Origin of the sequence: Nocardioides sp. (assembly GCF_036374615.1) — a bacterium.
Taxonomy (GTDB): Bacteria; Actinomycetota; Actinomycetes; order Propionibacteriales; family Nocardioidaceae; genus Nocardioides.
Window position 1 is genome coordinate 1 of sequence record NZ_DASUTK010000178.1, and the last position, 17,324, is coordinate 17,324.

General features: G+C 71.7%; 18 protein-coding genes. 10 read left to right on the forward strand and 8 right to left on the reverse strand.

The genetic code is table 11. The annotated features are described in order from the left end of the window. Positions 1-964, reverse strand: a 964-nt coding sequence (locus VFZ39_RS13880) for a kynureninase (protein WP_330866364.1), incomplete at its 3' end; no start/stop codon positions are given. 197 nt (positions 965-1,161) lie between these two features. Here VFZ39_RS13880 and VFZ39_RS13885 point away from each other — a divergent pair. The 5 genes from VFZ39_RS13885 (at position 1,162) to VFZ39_RS13905 (ending at position 4,273) form a co-directional block, all read left to right on the forward strand. Beyond that, positions 1,162-1,779, forward strand: coding sequence for a hypothetical protein (locus tag VFZ39_RS13885; protein WP_330866365.1), 618 nt, complete (start codon positions 1,162-1,164; stop codon positions 1,777-1,779). Positions 1,780-1,970: 191 nt separating this feature from the next. Continuing rightward, positions 1,971-2,510, forward strand: a complete 540-nt coding sequence (locus tag VFZ39_RS13890; RefSeq protein ID WP_330866366.1) for a sigma-70 family RNA polymerase sigma factor — start codon at positions 1,971-1,973, stop codon at positions 2,508-2,510. After that, positions 2,497-3,195 (forward strand): hypothetical protein, encoded by a 699-nt coding sequence (locus VFZ39_RS13895; RefSeq protein ID WP_330866367.1) that lies wholly within the window; start codon positions 2,497-2,499, stop codon positions 3,193-3,195. Before VFZ39_RS13890 ends, VFZ39_RS13895 begins: the two co-directional genes overlap by 14 nt. 22 nt (positions 3,196-3,217) lie before the next feature. Next, positions 3,218-3,889, forward strand: coding sequence for a hypothetical protein (locus VFZ39_RS13900; RefSeq protein ID WP_330866368.1), 672 nt, complete (start codon positions 3,218-3,220; stop codon positions 3,887-3,889). A gap of 36 nt (positions 3,890-3,925) precedes the next feature. Beyond that, entirely contained in the window at positions 3,926-4,273 is a 348-nt protein-coding gene (locus tag VFZ39_RS13905; protein WP_330866369.1) for a UBP-type zinc finger domain-containing protein, read from the forward strand. 16 nt (positions 4,274-4,289) lie between these two features. Here the strand turns inward: VFZ39_RS13905 and ilvD are convergent, their stop codons facing one another. The 3 genes from ilvD to VFZ39_RS13920 all read right to left on the reverse strand — a co-directional run bounded on the left by ilvD (position 4,290) and on the right by VFZ39_RS13920 (position 7,645). Beyond that, entirely contained in the window at positions 4,290-5,993 is a 1,704-nt protein-coding gene (gene ilvD, locus VFZ39_RS13910) for a dihydroxy-acid dehydratase (RefSeq protein WP_330866370.1), read from the reverse strand. Between the two features lie 80 nt (positions 5,994-6,073). Next, entirely contained in the window at positions 6,074-6,532 is a 459-nt protein-coding gene (locus VFZ39_RS13915) for an SRPBCC family protein (protein WP_330866371.1), read from the reverse strand. Between the two features lie 12 nt (positions 6,533-6,544). Next, complete coding sequence (locus VFZ39_RS13920) at positions 6,545-7,645, reverse strand: exo-alpha-sialidase (RefSeq protein ID WP_330866372.1); 1,101 nt, start codon at positions 7,643-7,645, stop codon at positions 6,545-6,547. Between the two features lie 125 nt (positions 7,646-7,770). On the opposite strand from VFZ39_RS13920, the gene VFZ39_RS13925 reads away from it, so the two are divergent. The 5 genes from VFZ39_RS13925 to VFZ39_RS13945 all read left to right on the forward strand — a co-directional run bounded on the left by VFZ39_RS13925 (position 7,771) and on the right by VFZ39_RS13945 (position 13,312). Next, on the forward strand, positions 7,771-8,328 hold the full coding sequence (locus tag VFZ39_RS13925) for a hypothetical protein (RefSeq protein ID WP_330866373.1): 558 nt from the start codon (positions 7,771-7,773) through the stop codon (positions 8,326-8,328). A 26-nt stretch (positions 8,329-8,354) separates the two neighbouring features. Then, the gene (locus VFZ39_RS13930; protein WP_330866374.1) at positions 8,355-9,188 is read left to right on the forward strand and encodes an EamA family transporter; all 834 of its coding nucleotides are present in this window, start codon (positions 8,355-8,357) and stop codon (positions 9,186-9,188) included. 87 nt (positions 9,189-9,275) lie between these two features. Continuing rightward, complete coding sequence (locus VFZ39_RS13935) at positions 9,276-11,156, forward strand: M48 family metallopeptidase (RefSeq protein WP_330866375.1); 1,881 nt, start codon at positions 9,276-9,278, stop codon at positions 11,154-11,156. A gap of 80 nt (positions 11,157-11,236) precedes the next feature. Further along, positions 11,237-12,151 carry an alpha/beta hydrolase gene (locus VFZ39_RS13940; protein ID WP_330866376.1) on the forward strand — a complete coding sequence of 305 codons (915 nt, stop codon included), beginning with the start codon at positions 11,237-11,239 and terminating at the stop codon, positions 12,149-12,151. Positions 12,152-12,154: 3 nt separating this feature from the next. After that, positions 12,155-13,312: a PQQ-dependent sugar dehydrogenase gene (locus VFZ39_RS13945; RefSeq protein ID WP_330866377.1), complete on the forward strand. Its 1,158-nt coding sequence runs from the start codon at positions 12,155-12,157 to the stop codon at positions 13,310-13,312. A 1-nt stretch (position 13,313) separates the two neighbouring features. On the opposite strand, the gene VFZ39_RS13950 is transcribed toward VFZ39_RS13945, so the two are convergent. The 4 genes from VFZ39_RS13950 to VFZ39_RS13965 all read right to left on the reverse strand — a co-directional run. Beyond that, positions 13,314-14,129: an ECF transporter S component gene (locus VFZ39_RS13950; protein WP_330866378.1), complete on the reverse strand. Its 816-nt coding sequence runs from the start codon at positions 14,127-14,129 to the stop codon at positions 13,314-13,316. After that, positions 14,126-15,727 carry an ABC transporter ATP-binding protein gene (locus tag VFZ39_RS13955; protein WP_330866379.1) on the reverse strand — a complete coding sequence of 534 codons (1,602 nt, stop codon included), beginning with the start codon at positions 15,725-15,727 and terminating at the stop codon, positions 14,126-14,128. The genes VFZ39_RS13950 and VFZ39_RS13955 overlap by 4 nt, the downstream gene beginning before the upstream one ends. After that, positions 15,724-16,815, reverse strand: a complete 1,092-nt coding sequence (locus tag VFZ39_RS13960; RefSeq protein ID WP_330866380.1) for an energy-coupling factor transporter transmembrane component T — start codon at positions 16,813-16,815, stop codon at positions 15,724-15,726. Before VFZ39_RS13960 ends, VFZ39_RS13955 begins: the two co-directional genes overlap by 4 nt. Continuing rightward, positions 16,812-17,324, reverse strand: a 513-nt coding sequence (locus tag VFZ39_RS13965) for a hypothetical protein (protein WP_330866381.1), incomplete at its 5' end; no start/stop codon positions are given. The genes VFZ39_RS13965 and VFZ39_RS13960, both read right to left, overlap by 4 nt.

A 17,324-nucleotide genomic window follows, 5' to 3' on the forward strand; every position in this document is an offset into this window, starting at 1 on the left:
CCAGCTCGACGGCGTACGCCGTGAGCCCCATCGACTTCTCCCGGACGGCTTCGATCCCGACCTCCTCGATCAGGGCGACCATGTCGCGCAGCGGGAGCATCGCGAGGACCGGCGGGGTGCCGGACTGGAACCGGCGCACGCCGGCCGCCGGCGAGTAGGTCGGTCCCATGAGGAACGGGTCGGCCGCACCGATCCAGCCCTGGATCGGCTGAGTGAACGTCTCGAGGTGGCGTCGCGCGACGTAGAGGTAGGCCGGCGAGCCCGGGCCACCGTTGAGGTACTTGTAGGTGCAGCCGACCGCCAGGTCGGCACCCCAGTCGTCGAGCGCCAACGGCACCGACCCGCCCGAGTGCGACAGGTCCCACAGCACGAGCGCACCCGCGTCGTGGACGAGGGCGGTGATGGCGGGACCGTCGGCGATCCACGCCGACCGGTAGGCGACGTGGCTGAGGACGACCAACGCCGTCTGGTCACCCACCGCTTCGGCGACCTGGTCGACCGTGACGCCGCCGGCCGGGTCCACGTCGATCCAGCGGAGGGTCAGCCCGCACTCCTGAGCGACGCCCGCTGCGACGTACCGGTCGGTCGGGAAGTTGTCGCGGTCGAGCACGATCTCGTTCCGGTCCGGCCGAGCGGCGACGGCGGCACGCATCGCCTTGTAGAGCAGCACGGTCGTCGAGTCGCCGATCGTGACCTGGCCCGGCGCCGCTCCGAGCACGACCCGCGCCAGATCGTCTCCCACGGTCAGCGGCAGGTCCATCCAACCTTCGTCCCACGCCCGGATCAGCCGTCCGCCCCACTCGCCGTTGACGAGTCCGGCGAGCGACTCGACGCTGGCCTTCAACGGCCGCCCGAGCGAGTTGCCGTCGAAGTACACGAGGTCGGTCTCGGTGCCGACGAACCGGTCGCGGTAGCCGGCCAGCGGGTCGGCGGCGTCGCGCGCGGCGGTGTTTCCAGGGCTCACTTTGCCTGTCTACAGCATGTCGCCAGGGGGAGGACGCTCCCCCACTCCCGTGGTTTCGCCCTTGAGGGTGTGACCCTGAGCGGTGGGCCCACCTAGCGTCGAACGCGCCTTCCCACCAACTCGGGCGAGGAGGCACCGGTCGTCTGGACCGGTTTCCACGGAGGGAACTCACCATGATGAATCTCAGAAACAAGCGCGTGGCTGGGCCACTTGCGCTGATCGTCTCACTGGTCGTCACCGCGACGATGGCCGTGGCCTGGGGAGGGACCGCGACCAGCGCGACCAGCGCGACCAGCGCGCCGACCGCCTCGGCGAAGGGGTCCGTCGCGCACAACGGTCTGGGCAAGCTCAGCTCGCGGGTCCGAGGTACGACTGGGAACGATCGCAGCGTGACGGGCACGTTCGTCCCGCTCAGCTTCTCCAAGCGCAACGGCAAGGTCTTCGTCCGCGGGCTGGTGCAAGGTGTCGTCCACAACAAGAACGGGACCACCAGCACCTTCGGTGTGATGCGCAAGATGCGCGTGAAGAGGATCAACGGCGCGCCCGCCACGACGGCCGCCCGAGCCTCGGCCGCGGCAGCGGAGTGCGACGTGCTGAACCTCGTGCTCGGGCCGCTCGACCTCGACCTGCTCGGTCTCCAGGTGCACCTGAACCGGGTCGTGCTCAACATCGTCGCGGTCTCGGGCGCGGGGAACCTGCTCGGAAACCTGTTGTGCGCGGTCGTCGGGCTCTTGGACGGAGGACTGTCCGGCGTTCTCGGGCGTCTGGTCCGCCTGCTCAACCGCATCCTCGGGCGGCTCGGCCTCGGCCTCTGACGATCGCCCTGGACCGCCCGTCGACGGGGCCCGGACGTGCGTCCGGGCCCCGTTGACGTCGTGCATGCGATCGTTCGTGGGAACCGAAGTCACACCAGCGGTGTAGGACGGGCACGAGGATCCAGGAGACCACGACGGCCGAGACCCACGCGACCAGGGGGGACGACCCGCGCGAGCAGGATCGCGCGGACGTGCGCCTCGCGCAAGCCGGCGACCGGGACGCGTTCGCGCGACTGGTGGCCCGGCACGGTGCTGCCGCGACCCGGGCTGCCGCGTGGTTCGGAGCGGGTCCGGACACTGACGACGTGGTGCAGGAGGCGTTCGTGAAGGCGTGGCGTGCGATCGGCCGGTTCCGGGGCGATGCGCCGTTCCGACCGTGGCTGCTGCGGATCGTCGCGAACCAGACCCGCAACGAGGTCCGCTCGCGCAAGCGACGTGCTGCCCGTGCCCTGCGGGCGCTGGAGCTGCCCGGGTCGGTCGACCCGACGGCAGGCGCCGAGGCCGCCGAGCGCGACCGAGCGGTGCTTGCCGCCGTCCGGTCGCTGCGGACCGAGGAGCGCGACGTGGTGCTGTGCCGGTGGTTCCTCGGCCTCAACGAGCAGGAGACGGCGACGACGCTGGGCATCCCCCGCGGGACCGCGAAGTCGCGGGCGTCGCGCGCCCTGCGGCGGCTGCGCGCGGAGCTCAGCGCTGCAGCCGAGGGACTGGAGGTGGACGATGCTCGAGGATGAGCTGCTCGCCGTCGCGGAACGGGTCGCTCCACCGACCCGGCCCGACCTGGCGGACGCGGTGCTGGAACGGCTGGACGAACCAGCGCCCACCCGACGCCGCTGGACTCTCGCCGTCGCCGCCCTCGCCACCGTCGTCGCCGCCCTCGGCTTCTCCCCCCAGGTCCGCGCGTTCGCAGCCGACCTGCTCGAGCGTGCCGGGATCGTCGTGTCCGACGACGAGCCGGACGCGTCGCGCACGCCCGACGAACCGCTGCCGAGCCCCACGGTCTCCGACCTGGAGGGGGCGGCCGCGGCGGCCACGTTCGCGCTGTCGTCGCCGCGCGTCCTCGGCGAGCCGGAGTCGGTGACGGTCATCGACCACGGACGGGTGATCAGCATGTCGTGGCGCGACGGCGCTGTCGTCCTCGATCAGTTCGACGGTTCCATGGGACCGGTGTTCGAGAAACAGATCGGTGACCTGGACATCGAGGCGGTGACCCTGGACGGGACGATCGGCTGGTGGATCCCCGGGCCGCACGACCTGATGTACGTCGACCGGGACGAGGAGGTCGTCGTCGCGACCGCACGGCTGGCGGGCCGGACCCTGATCTGGGAACGGGAGGGCGTCACGTCTCGGCTCGAGGTCAGCGGACTTGCTCGCCACGAGGCCGTGATGATCGCTCGCTCGGTGGCCGGAACCTCCTGACGCCCGGCGGTGTACCACGGGCATGAAGCGACCACTCGTCATCCCAGCCCTGCTTGCCGTCGCACTCGCGCTCGTCGTCGCCGGGGCAGCGCCGGCATCCGCCAAGGGCGCCACCTCGGTGACCGTGACCGGCCCCGGCATCTCGGAGCTCGAGGTGGACCACTGGACGCGTCCCACCGACGACGTCGACCTCGGCACGCTGTCAGAGGTCAGCGGCATCTACGGGATCTTCGGCGACGGCCAGCTCACGGCTGGTCCCGACGTGACCGAGGGCGAGCTCGGGCCGCGGTACGTCCTGACGTGGTACCAGGCCAGCCGGGTGATGGCGGTCAGCCACATCTACCCGTTCGCCGAGGGCGGGGCCTGGGCGCACGTGCCGCGGCATCAACGCCTGTGGGGCGAGGCACTGAACAGTGGCTGGTGGCACGGCGGCGCCGCGCTCGAGGCTGCGATGGTGACGCTGGGTGCCACGGTGCCGGTCACGGCGGACCCGACGGACTCGTCAGGGGAGGACGACGCGGCCGCGCCGGCGGCCGCGGCGGCCCTCCCGCCTGACGACAGCACGCCGGGCAGCTCGCCCGTGACCGCCGGCGGGCTCGCGCTGGGCGTGGGCCTGCTGCTCGCAGCCGGCTTCTGGCTGGTCCGCCGCCGTCGTACGACGCAGCCCGGCCTGACACTGTCCCGGCCTGCCTGAACCGACCGCGCTCGGCCCCTGGGGCAGACTGCCGTCATGACCAGCGAACACGTCCGCCCCGAGGTCCCTCCCAGCGGCACCGGTTGCGCCGAGTGCGAGGAGGCCGCTGGCTGGTGGGTGCATCTGCGGCGGTGCGCGCAGTGCGGGCACGTCGGCTGCTGCGACTCCTCGCCGGGCCAGCACGCCACCGCCCACTTCCGGGCGACCGGGCACCCGGTGGTGCAGAGCTTCGAGCCGAGTGAGGAGTGGGGCTGGGACTACGCACGGGAGCGGGTGCTGCCGCTGCCGGACCTGGCCCCACCGACGTCACACCCGGAGGACCAGCCCTCCCCCGGCCCGGAGGGGCGGGTCCCGGCGGACTGGGAGGAGCACATCCACGCCTGACCGGCGGAGCCGACGCTCAGCCGCAGACCGCGCCGTGGGCCGCCGACTGCACGACCTTGGCGTACTTGCCCAGCACCCCGCGCGTGTACTTGGGCGGGTTCGGCTGCCATCCCTCGCGACGGGCAGCCAGCTCCTCGTCCGACAGGTCGACGTCGAGCGACCGGTTGGCGACGTCGAGGGTGATCTCGTCGCCGTCGCGGAGGAACGCGATCGGGCCGGCGTCGACCGCCTCGGGCGCGATGTGCCCGACACACAGGCCGGTCGTCCCGCCGGAGAAGCGGCCGTCGGTGATCAGCAGCACGTCCTTGCCGAGCCCGGCGCCCTTGATGGCACCGGTGATGGCGAGCATCTCGCGCATGCCCGGGCCGCCCTTCGGACCCTCGTAGCGGATCACGACGACGTCGCCCGCCGCGATCGTGCCGGCTGCGAGCGCGTCGAGAGCGGCCCGCTCGCCGTCGAACACGCGCGCGGTACCGGTGAACGTCGAGTCGTCGAACCCGGCGCTCTTCACGACCGCACCCTCGGGAGCGAGCGAGCCGGACAGGATGGTGAGACCGCCGGTGCGGTGGATCGGTCGGTCAAGTGCGCGGATCACCTCGTCGTCGACCGACGGCGGAGCGATGTCGGCGAGGTTCTCCGCGAGCGTCTTGCCGGTCACGGTGAGGACGTCGCCATGGAGCAGCCCCGCGTCGAGCAGCAGCTTCATCAGCATCGGGATGCCGCCGACCCGGTCGAAGTCGACCCACACGTACTTGCCGAAGGGCTTCAGGTCACCGAGGTGCGGCACCTTCTCGCCGATCCGCGTGAAGTCGTCGAGCGTCAGGTCGACGTCGGCCTCACGGGCGATGGCCAGCAGGTGGAGCACGGCGTTGGTCGAACCACCCAGCGCCATCGCGACCGCGATCGCGTTCTCGAACGCCTCGCGGGTCATGATCTGACGGGCGGTGATGCCCCTCCGCAGCATCTCGACCACGGCCTCGCCGGACTTGTGGGCGAACCCGTCGCGTCGGCGGTCCACTGCTGGCGGAGCCGCGCTGCCCGGGAGGCTCATGCCGAGCGCCTCCGCGACCGAGGCCATGGTGTTCGCGGTGTACGCCCCGCCGCAGGCACCCTCGCCGGGACAGATCGCACGCTCGACCTTGTCGACCTGCTCGCGGCTGATCTTGCCCGCCAGGCAGGCCCCGACTGCCTCGAACGCGTCGATGATCGTGACGTCCTCACCGTCGACCTTGCCGGGCAGGATCGTGCCGGCGTACAGGAAGACACTGGCGAGGTCGAGCCGGGCCGCGGCCATCAGCATGCCGGGCAGTGACTTGTCGCAGCCCGCGAGCAAGACCGATCCGTCGAGCCGCTCCGCCATCATCACGGTCTCGACCGAGTCGGCGATCACCTCGCGCGACACGAGCGAGAAGTGCATCCCCTCGTGCCCCATCGAGATCCCGTCGGAGACCGAGATGGTGCCGAACTCCAGTGGGAACCCGCCACCTGCGTGCACGCCGTTCTTGACAGCCTTCGCGAGCCGGTCGAGGGAGAGGTTGCAGGGGGTGATCTCGTTCCAGGAGGAGGCCACCCCGATCTGGGGCTTCTCCCAGTCGTCGTCCCCCATGCCCACCGCCCGCAGCATCCCGCGGGCCGCGGCCCGCTCCAGTCCGTCGGTCACGTCGCGCGAACGGGGCTTGATGTCGGGCGCCTGCGTTCCGTCGGGCGGCGGCTGCGTCATGCCCCCGAGCCTAGGCCGATACTCCGCCGCCCAAATCACCTCTTCCGACCCTCGGACGATGATTTCGGCGGCGGACTATCTCACCGGGGCGGCTCCGCAGCCTTCTTCAGCGACGCCAGCCCCTTCTCGAAGTCCTTGCCGATCGACTTGTCGAAGTAGAGCTTGCCCATCAACGACATGATCGCGCTCCGCTCGCCGGTCATCACCCACGTCACATCGGTGCCGCCGCCTGCGGGCGCGAGGTGGAAACTGGTCACGTTGGTCGCCTTGAACGGCTTGAGAAACCGTAGGTCGACCTCGACGAGCTGAGTCTCCGCCTTGGTGATCTCCATCGTTCCCTCACCGGCCTGCTTGTTGCCCGACCAGTGGTAGTGGGAGCCGACCCCCTTCTCGGGGCCGGTGAACGTGCGGTTCAGGTTCGGGTCGAGTCCCTCCCACGGCGACCACTTCTGCCACTCCCGGAAGTCCTCGAGCAGCGGGCGCACCCGTTCCGGTGGCGCGTCGATGTGGGTGGAACGGGACAACTCGAAGGAGCTCATGGGCGGATCCTCTCAAGCGAGCGCGGCTGCACGCACGACCAGCACGTCGGGCAGGTCGCGGTGGATCTCGCTCCAGGTCTCGCCCTCGTCGGGCGAGCAGAAGACCGAGCCGTTGCGGCCGCCGACGTACAGGCCGGCGGTCTCGTGGTCGTCGGTGCACATCGCGTCGCGCATGACGGCGGCGAAGTACTGGTCGGGCAGATCGCCCTCACCGAGCAGTGACCACGACTCCCCCGCGTCGGTGGTGCGCGCGACCCTCGCCCTCCCGTCGACCGGCCATCGCGCCCCGGCGTCGGCGATCGGGAAGGAGAAGGCAGTGTCGGCGCGGCGGGGGTGGGCCACCATGGCGAACCCGAACTCGGTCGGCAGCCCTGGCGCGATGTCGTTCCACGAGGCACCGCCGTCGTCGGAGCGGTAGACACCGCCGTGGTTCTGGAGGTAGAGCCGCTCGGGGTTCGCGGCGTCACGGGCGACCTTGTGGACGCACTGCCCGAACTCGGGGTAGGTGCGCTCGCCAGGCATGAACTCCGCCTTGATGCCCTTGTTCGAAGGAGCCCAGGTCGCGCCTCCGTCCTCGGTGACGTACACGCCGCCGGTGGAGATCGCCGCAAGCAGCCGGTCGGGATCCTTCGGGTGAGGCAGCAGGGTGTGGAACGCCTGGCCGCCGTACCCGGCGTCCCATTCCGTCCGGTGGGGGTGGTCCCAGAGCCCGCGCACGAGCTCGAAGCTCTCACCTCGGTCGGTCGACTTGAAGACCGCACCCGGCTCGGTGCCAGCCCAGACGACGGCGTCGTCACCTGCCGGCGACCCAGGCATCAGCTGCCAGACGGACGCCAGCGTGGCTCCCGTGTCGTCGGGGAACCGGATGGCCCCGTTGGGGGTCTCGTCCCACGTGCCACCGAGGTCGTCGGACCGGTAGACCTGTGGTCCGAACCAGCTGGACGACGAGCCGGCGAACAACCGTGGCTCGGCACCCCGACGGTCGACCAGAGCCGAGTAGACGCCCTGCATCTCGAAGTGCGGACCGCTCCACTCCCAGTCCCGACGGGCCTCGTCGGACCGTCCGATCCAGAGTCCCTTGCGGGTACCCACCATCAGCAGTGTCCCTGCCATCGTCAGCCCAGCTCCCCTCAGAGTGCGCGGTCTCGGCGCGAGTCCGCGTGCGGCAATGCCGTGTTCCACCACGACTGCTCTCACACGGTGTCTATTCCTAATTGGAAGACTAGTCTGGTGTCGAGATGAGTCAAGACCTCCCCGTGACCTCCTATGCGCTGCTCGGCCTGCTGACGTTCGGCGACGAGCTGACCGGCTACGAGCTCAAGCAGCGCGCCGACTTCACGTTGCGCTTCTACTGGGTGTCGCCCGCGATGAGCCAGGTCTACTCCGAGCTGACCCGTCTCACCGATGCCGGCCTGGTCCGACGACGCGGACAGGGGCGCGGCACCACTTACACCATCAGTGCCCAGGGCCGCCGCACGCTCGAGCGCTGGCTGCGCGAGAGCCCCGCCGGCTTCCCCGTCTTCAAGCACCCGGTGGCGCTGCGGCTGATGATCGGGCACCTGAGCGACGTCGCCTCGCTGCGGGCGATGCTGGAGCGGTACGTCGACGAGGTGCGTGCGGCCAGGAGCGACCTCCGGGAGGTGCGGACGGGTCTGACGGGCGAGGACGCGCCCGGCCAGCCGTTCCACCATCCCTCCCTGGTCGCCGAGTGGGGGCTGGCACACTTCGACAGCGAGATCCGGATCGCCCGGCGACTCCTGGCGCGGCTGGGAGAGGAGTCCGAGGAGGAGCACTGACCGGCCTGCCCGCCCGCGTTTCCCCCGTGTGGTTGGTACTGCTGGGGATCCTCTCGGTCCAGCTCGGGGCAGCCTTCGCGAAGGACCTCTTCAGCGTCGTCTCGCCGACCGGCATGGTGTGGCTGCGGATGGCCACCGCCGCGGTGGTGGTGGGCCTCATCGCCCGGCCCGTCTTTCGAGGCCGTTCGCGCGCGGACTGGTACGTGGCGATCACCTTCGGCGTGACCCTCGGCGTCATGAACTGGTCCTTCTACCAGTCGATGTCACGGATCCCCCTCGGGATCGCGGTGACCATCGAGTTCATCGGGCCGCTCGCCCTCGCAGTGGTGCTGTCACGCCGCGCCCGCGACCTGGTGTGGGTGACGCTCGCAGCCGTGGGGATCCTGCTCCTCGGGCTGCAGCCGGGTGAGGTGACCCTGGCGGGCGTGCTGTTCGCCCTCCTGGCAGGGGCCATGTGGGCTGCGTACATCCTGCTGAGCGCGCGGACGGGCACCCGTTGGCCCGGCCTCGACGGGCTTGCGGTCGCGAGCATCGTGGCCGCCCTGCTGCTCGCACCGTTCGCCGTCGTCGGCTCCTCCAGTGAGCTCCTCGACCCGCGTGTACTCGCACTCGGTGCCGTGGTCGGCCTCCTCAGCTCGGTCATCCCGTACAGCGTCGAGATGGTGGCACTCCGCACCATCAGGCCCTCCGTGTTCTCGATCCTGATGAGCATGGAACCGGCGGCCGCGGCACTCACCGCGATGCTGGTGCTCGGCGAGTTCCTCACCGGCTGGCAGTGGCTCGCGGTGGCATGCGTCGTGGTGGCGTCGGTCGGGGCGACCCGGTCCGGCAGGGTGATCACGGACCCCGTGCCGGACTGACAGTCGGGCGACAGTTCGCCGATTCGTCGTACGGCGAGGGGGTGATTCGCCCACACTGGACCGGTCCATCTGCCCCCGGAGGTCCCCGTGACGCTGATCGCGCGCGCCGCATTGTCCGTGCTGCTGCTGCTCGGCGTCTACGTGCTGGCCGTAGGCGTGGTCGGTCTGACCGGCTTCGTGCTGTACCAGGCCGTGTCGCACGGCCTCGGCGGCTTCGCGCTCGGCAAGGCACTGATCCTCGCGGCGTTCCTGCTGCTCGGGCTGGGCCGCGCGTTCTGGGCGGTGACACGGCTGCCCGACGGTGAGCCCAGCGGGCTGGTCGTCAGCGCACAGGACCAGCCGGAGCTGTGGTCTGAGGTGCACGAGATCGCCGAGGCGGTCGGCACCCGCGCCCCCGACGAGATCCGGCTGGTCGCGGAGGTCAACGCGTCCGTGTGGGAGCAGTCCCGGTTCCTGGGCCTGATCGGTGGCCGACGGGTGATGACCGTCGGCGCGCCGCTCGTCCTCGGGCTCACGCGGCGGCAGCTGCGCGCCGTGCTGGCGCACGAGATGGGTCACTTCAGCCACCGGCACACGGCGCTCGCTCCGATCGCCTACCGGGGACAAGTGACATTGGGGCACATCGTCGACGAGCTCGGCCCCACGTCGTGGACGGGCAAGGTGTTCGATGCGTACGGCCGGCTGTACCTGCGCCTGACGCACTCGGTCACCCGCCGCCAGGAGCTCGAGGCGGACCGCTGGTCCTCCCGGGTGGCGGGCCGCGACCCGTCGGCAGGCGCCCTGCGTGAGCTGCCGGCCCTGGACTCCATCTGGGACTACTTCCTCAAGCGCTACGCCTTCCCCGTGGAAGGTGTCCGGCCGGACGCGTTCTTCATCGGGTTCGCCGAGCTTCTCGCGAGCCCGCAGCGACAGCGGGCGCTGCGGCGGCTCCGGCACGACCTCCCGGAAGAGGAGCAGAGCCCGTACGACACGCACCCGACCCTGAGGGGCAGGGTCGAGTTCTTCGAGGCGCTCCCCGCCGACGGTGTCACCGACGACGGGACTTCCGCCGTCGACCTGCTCGTGGGGCCGGAGGCGGTCCTGCACGAGCTGGAGTCCGAGCTCTTCGCGGACTCCCCGATGGACGTGCGACCGTGGGAGTGGATCGCCGAGACGGCTGGAGCCGAGCAGGCACGGGCCCACGCGTCGTTGCTTGCCCGTGCCACGCGGGAGGCCGGAGGGCGTGCGCCCAGTCTTCAGGACGCCATCTCGGCCCTGGGCCGAGGCGACGGTCGGTCGTTGGTGGCGTCCGTCGTTCCCGACGACGCCGACTCGGAACAGATCACGGCTGCCGCTCGCGACCTCGTGAGCCACGCCGTCTCGGCCGCTCTCATCGACCACTGCGACGCACGGTTCACCATCGACTGGGACCGCACCGGGGCGCTGGTCGGAGAGGACGGGCATGAGGTGGACGTCGCGGCACTGGTGGCGGAGGCGGTCGACCGCGAGTCGGCGGAGCTGCTCATCAGGGCACTGGAGGACGAGGGAGTACCGACCTCGGTCTCCTTCGACGCGACCGGGCGCACCGTCACCGATGCCGACGAGGTCGAGCCCGAAGTGCTGTCGGTCGCCGCCTGCGTGCACTGGCGCCGGACGCGCGTCCTGGTCGTCTCCGACTGCGGCCTGATCATCAAGCGTCTCGGACTGGTCGAAGGGGTCCGCGCCGCCTTCCGGCACCGCAGCGCGGACGGGTACCGGACCGCGACGCTCCACGTCGCATCGCTGCCGATCGACCGGCTCCTCGACGACCGGCGGGCCACGCTGTTCGCGTGGGACCAGATCGACTCGGCCGCCCTCTCCGGCAGTCGGCTGAGGCTCACGATCGACGGCCGGAACCGCCGCTTCCGCGTCGTGCGGTACGCCGTGTCGGGCGACCTCATGAGCTCGCTCGAGCTGTTCCTCGGGCACGGCTCTCTCCTGCCTGCCTGAGTCTCCAGGGGCCGGCAGCAGAGCAGAGCGGACGGCCGTGGCACCGCGAGGCGCGGGGAACCGTGCTGCAGAATCGGGCCATGAGCGCGCCTCTCACGACGACCTCCACCCACGCCCGGCTGGCGTTCGACGAGATCCTCTCCGACGACGGCACCCGGCTACGGGTGTGGACCAACGACCCTGACGGGAGCATCGACGGACCGACGGTGGTGCTGTGCAACGGCCTCGGCACCAATGCCTGGGCCTGGCCGGCGCTGCTCGACCCCGACTGCGGCCTGCGCGTCGTCAGCTGGAACCACCGGGGCACGGGCGGCTCCGACCGCCCGGCCGACCGCAGCCGGGTCCGGATCGAGGAGCTCGTCGAGGACGCGCTGTCGGTGATGGACCACTTCGGCGTCGACCGCGCCGTCCTGATGGGCTGGTCGATGGGCGTCAACACCATGTTCGAGCTCGCGCTCTCCCACCCCGAGCGCGTGTCGGGGCTGTTCGCGGTCGCCGGTGTGCCCGGAGACACGTTTGCGACGATGCTCGGCCCCTTCCACGTGCCGCACGCCGTCGCTCGCGCTGCGACCGTGAGCTTCGCCCGCATCATGAAGTACAGCGGGTGGGCGCTCACGCCGTTCACCTCACGCCTTCCGGTGGGCCGCCGCACGATCGCCGCCCTGGAGCAGACCGGGTTCATGTTCCCGGTGGCGGACCGCGACCTGGCCGCAGCCGCGGTCCGCGAGTTCCTCAGCACCCCCGTCGGCTGGTACTTCCACCTGGTGCTGTCGGCCTCCGAGCACGCTCGGGTCAGCCTGAGCCGAATCACGGTGCCCGCCTGCTTCGTCGCCGGGACCTACGACGTGATGGCCGGCGCGCGCGACATGCACACCGCGGCCGAGCGGCTCGACGACGCGACGTACGTCGAGCTGCTGGGCTCCCACTTCATCCAGATGGAGCGCCCCGACGAGGTGCATGCGCTGCTCCTGGAGTTCGTGGAGCGGGTCGGCTGAGCCATGCGCCGGCTGGTCGTCCTGGGAGCAGTCCTCCTCGTCCTCGCCGGCTGCGGCGAGGACCCCGACGCCGGCCCAGGTCCCGCGACGGTGACCGCGTCGCCGTCCGATGAGACCGACCCCGACGAGACCGACGAGACCGCCGAGGCCGAGGAGACCGACGGCGCCGTACCCTCCCGTGCCCCGCAGGTCGTGGGCGAGGCCGCCACCGGGCTGGCGGTGCCCTGGGGGCTCGCGTTCCTGCCCGACGGCCGGGCCGTCGTGACCGAGCGGGACGAACGCACCGTGCTGCTCGTGGACCCGGAGGCGCCCGAGTCGACACGGGTCGAGGAGGTGGGTCGGCTCGAGCAGGCGGCGCCGCAGGGCGAGGCCGGTCTGCTCGGCGTTGCGGTGTCGCCCGACTTCGACGAGGACCGGCTCCTCTACTTCTACGTGAGCACCTCCGAGGACAACCGGATCCTGCGCGCTCGCCTGGACGAGGACGACCGGCTCGGGGAGGCCACTGCGGTGCTCACCGGGATCCCGAACGGGTTCATCCACGACGGCGGCCGGCTCGCGTTCGGGCCGGACGGCTTCCTGTACGCCTCTACCGGCGAGACCGGCGTGGGAGAGCTCTCCCAGGACCCTGCATCCCTCGGCGGCAAGATCCTGCGGATCACCTCCGACGGCGAGCCCGCGCCTGGCAACCCCGACCCGAGCTCCCCCGTCTGGAGCCTCGGGCACCGCAACGTCCAGGGCTTGGCCTTCGACGATCAGGACCACCTGTGGGCCAGCGAGTTCGGGCAGTCGACGTACGACGAGCTCAATCTCATCCGGCCGGGGTCGAACTACGGCTGGCCGGAGGCGGAGGGCCGAGCCGGCTCGAGCGACTTCGTGAACCCACGGGTCGTCTGGAGCACTGACGAGGCGTCGCCATCGGGCCTGGCGTACGCCGACGGGCAGCTGTGGCTCGCCGCCCTGCGGGGCACCCGGCTGTGGCGGATCGGCGTCGACGACGGCGAGGTCGGCCCGGTCCGCGACTTCTTCGTGGGCGAGTACGGGCGGCTGCGCACGGTGGCGGTCGCTCCGGACGGCATGCTCTGGGTGACGACGTCCAACCGCGACGGTCGCGGAGAGCCTGCCGCGACCGACGACCGGATCCTCGTGGTCGACCCCGGTTGACTCACCCGCTGGTGCCGGGCAGCGGAGCGACGACCGCCCGGCGGGCGGCGCGCCGCAGCGTCGTCAGGATCGACGGTCCGAGCACGATCACCGCCAGCGAGGTGGTGATGGCTCGGCCGGTGTCCCAGGTGGCGGTCGACGTCACCAGGGTGTAGACGATGAACCGCTGGAGGTTCTCACTCAGCGGGTCGCCTGGCACGAACGACAGCTCGCCCTCGTAGCCGGGCACGGCGATGCCCAGCGCGTACGGCCAGCCGGAGAGGTTCATCAGGATCCCGTAGCCGTATGCCGCGACGACGGCGTACCCGACGAGCATCACGATCTCCTTGCGGCCGCCGACCTTGCGAGGGAGCATCCCGGCGCCCATGCCCACCCAGGCCGCGACGATCATCTGGTACGGCAACCACGGCCCGACGCCTGCGGTGAGCAGCGCCGACGCGAACAACGACGTACAGCCGAGCACGAAACCGAAGCCGGGGCCGAACACTCGTCCCGCCAGGATCAGCAGGAAGAAGACCAGCTCGATCCCGGCGGTGCCGGCGCCGAGCAGCCGGAGCAGGGCGTTCGCGGCGCTGAGCACGCCGAGCAGAGCCAGCACGCGGGAGTCCATGCCGCCCTCGCTGACCTCGGCGAGGACGACCAGGACCACCAGCGGCAGCAGTGCCAGGAAGAAGAACGGCGGCTGGAGCTGCTGCTGCGGTGCGACGTCGACGAGCAACGGCCAGCCGAGCATCACCAGGCCGGTGGCGGAGGCAACGCCGAGGACCATCGTGGATCGCAGCCGCAGCGGGACCGCGACGCGTGCGACGTCGCTCATCGCTCAGGCCCCAGTGCTGCGGCCACCTCGTCGACGCGCAGCCACGGCGCGCCGAGCACCTTCGTGATCTGCGGCGCGAAGCCGGGCGACTCCGGCAGCACGCGGTGGACGGGACCGGCCGAGACCACCTCGCCCTCGGCGAGCACCACGACCCGCTGCGCCACCTGCGCCATGAACTCGACGTCGTGGCTCGCGACCAGCACGGCACAGCCCTCCTCGGCCAGACCGTTCAGCACGTCGGCGAGCTGCGCCTTCGCTTCGTAGTCGAGGCCGCGGGTGGGCTCGTCCAGCAGCAGCACCGGCGGCCGGCCGGTGAGCACGACCGCGAGCACGAGCGACAACCGCTGGCCCTCGGACAGGTCGCGGGGGTGCTGGTCGTCAGGGATGCCCGGGGCGAACCGGTCGAGCAGTGCCCGGCAGCGGCCGGGCTCGGCCGCTGCGGACTCGTCCGCCGATCCACACTCCTCGGCGACGGTCTCGAGGTAGAGCAGGTCGGCGGGGGTCTGCGGCACGAGTCCCACGACCGCCCGACGCCCGGCGGCGTCCAGATCGGCGGGGTCCTGGCCCGCGACGGAGACCGAGCCGTCGGTGCGGCGACCGGTGCCCTGCATCGCCCAGATCAGGGACGACTTCCCTGACCCGTTGCGTCCCATCAGGCCGGTCACCACCCCGCGCTCGAGGCGCAGGTCGACCTCGCGCACCGCCACCGTCCGACCATGTCGGACCGTCACCCGCCTCGCGACGAGCACGGGTTCGGCGCTCGGCTCCAGGTCCTGTACCTGTACCGGTGGGTCGCCCAGCCGTCGCCGGAGGTCCGTGCTCTGCCGCCGTGCGTCGCGGACGCTCAGCGGCAGTGGCTCCCACCCGGCCAGCCGGCCGAGCTCGATCAGCGGCGGCACCACCGGCGACACGGCGAGCACCTCGCGCGCCGGACCCGCGTCCAGCCCACCGCGGCCGTCGAGCAGCGCCATCCGATCCGCGAACGGCACGACCCGCTCGAGCCGGTGCTCCGCCATCAGCACCGAGACCCCGAGGTCGTGCACGAGCCGGGTGAGCGTCGCCAGCACCTCCTCGGCCGCGGTCGGGTCGAGCGCCGACGTGGGCTCGTCCAGCACCAGCAGCCGCGGGTGCATCGTGAGCACGGCGCCGAGCGCGACCCGCTGCTGCTGACCCCCCGAGAGCGTGCGGAGGTCCCGGGAGCGCAGCTCCGCCACGCCGAGCAGGTCCAGCGTCTCCTCCACCCGTCGCCGCATCGTCTCTGCAGGGAGCCCGAGCTGCTCCATCCCGAAGGCGAGCTCCTCCTCGACCGTGTCGGTCACGAACCCGGATGCGGGATCCTGGCCGACGTGGCCGATCACGTGGGCGCGGTCGCGCGGCGGCACGTCCAGGATCGACTCCCCGTCGAGCCGGACGTCGCCCTGCAGCACTCCGCCGCTGAAGCGCGGCACGAGTCCGGTCACCACTCCCAGCAGGGTCGACTTGCCGCTGCCGGTACGACCGGAGACCACCACCAGCTCGCCCTCGTCGAGGTGGAGGTCCACGGCGTCGAGGACCGCCCGCTCGTCGTACGAGAAGCGGATGCCGCGGAGCTCGATCACGACTTCACCACCAGCCCCATCGTCGGCGGTGGCGCCAGCACCGCCGGCAGCACCGCGACTGCAACGGCTACCAGCGCGAGGACATCGAGCGTGGGGACCGCGGTGAGCGGCGGGTACGCGATCGTCGGGCTCACCTGGGTGATCCGCTGGGCGGCGACCGCGACCGCGAGGCCGCACGCGATCACCGACAGCTCGGGCCAGCGCCACGGGTCGGGCCGGTAGCGGCTGCGGTGGACCCGCCGGCCCGCCGCCACGATCCCGCCGATCGCGACCGCCAGGCCGCCCAGGAGCAGCGGCCTGCCCCACGAGACCGGGAGGGCCGTCGACTGGTCGAGGCCGAGATAGCTGCCCAGGCAGATCCCGCAGAGGCCGGCGAGCATCAAGGCCCCGGTGAGCCGGCGCTGCCGTGGCGTGGCGTCGCCGCTGCGGCCGTAGCCACGGGTGTCCATGCCTGCCGCGAGGCGCAGCGAGCGGTCGAAGGCGTCCTCCAGCACCGGCACGAGGACGCGGCGCAGCCGGCTGACCCTCCCCGACGCTCCGCCGCGCAGAGCTTGCGCACGGCGCACCCGTCGGACGCTGTCGGCCAGCTGCGGCACCATCGTCACCGCGATCACCATCGCGGTGCCGATCTCGTAGAGCGCCGGCGGGAGGGACTTCAGCAGCCGCTTCGGGTTGGCCAGGGAGTTGGCCGCGCCGATGCAGATGACGATCGCGGCGAGCCGCAGTCCGTCGTACAACCCGGCGAGCAGGCTCTCGAGCGTGATGTCGCCGAACAGCTGGATCCCCATCACGAAGCCGGGCAGCGGGATCTCCGGCAGCTCGACCAGGACCGTGTCGCCGACTCCTCCCCCGAAGACGATCCGGAAGACGACCCGCAGCACCACGATCACCAGCGCCAGCAGGCAGTAGAGCCGGAACGACCGTGCCCACGGCTGGTCGGACCGGCGCGCCAGCACCACGACGGTGGCTGCCCCTACGAGCATCACCATCCACACCGGATTGGTGGACAGCGACGCCCCCGCCGCCAGCCCGACCGCCCAGGTCCACCAGGCGACCGGATGGAGATCTCGGGGCAGCCTCCCGCTCACGCGCCGCGCGCTGCGTTGCGTCGTACGACGGCCACGACTGCGCCCACCGCGAGCAGGCACGCCGCGGCCAGGCCGACCAGCCACAGCGGAAGCCCGCCGTCCGTCACGGGCTGGGAGGTGGTCGCCACCTCGTCCTCCGTGACGGGGTCGGGCGACACCGTGGCGGCATCCGTCGGCTCCGCGGTCTGGCTCTTCTGCTCGCGCGGGCGGTCGCGCTTCGCAGCGTCCCCACGGTCGCGGTCAGGCTTCCCGGCCTGCTTGTCGTCGCCCGGGCTCGGCGCGTCGCTGGTCGGCGACTCGCTCGCCGACGGGGGCGAGGACTGCGGCCCGTCGCTGGATCCACCACCGGCAGAGCCGCCGCCGGAGCCGCCTCCGGTCCTGCCGCCACCGCCCGCGCCACCGGAGCCGCCCGGGTCCTCGGCCCCGGAGCTGTCGCGGACGGGCGGCTCCACGGCCGGGTTGCGCCGGCTGTTGCTGCTCTGCCAGGCGAGTGCGACCGAACCCCCAGC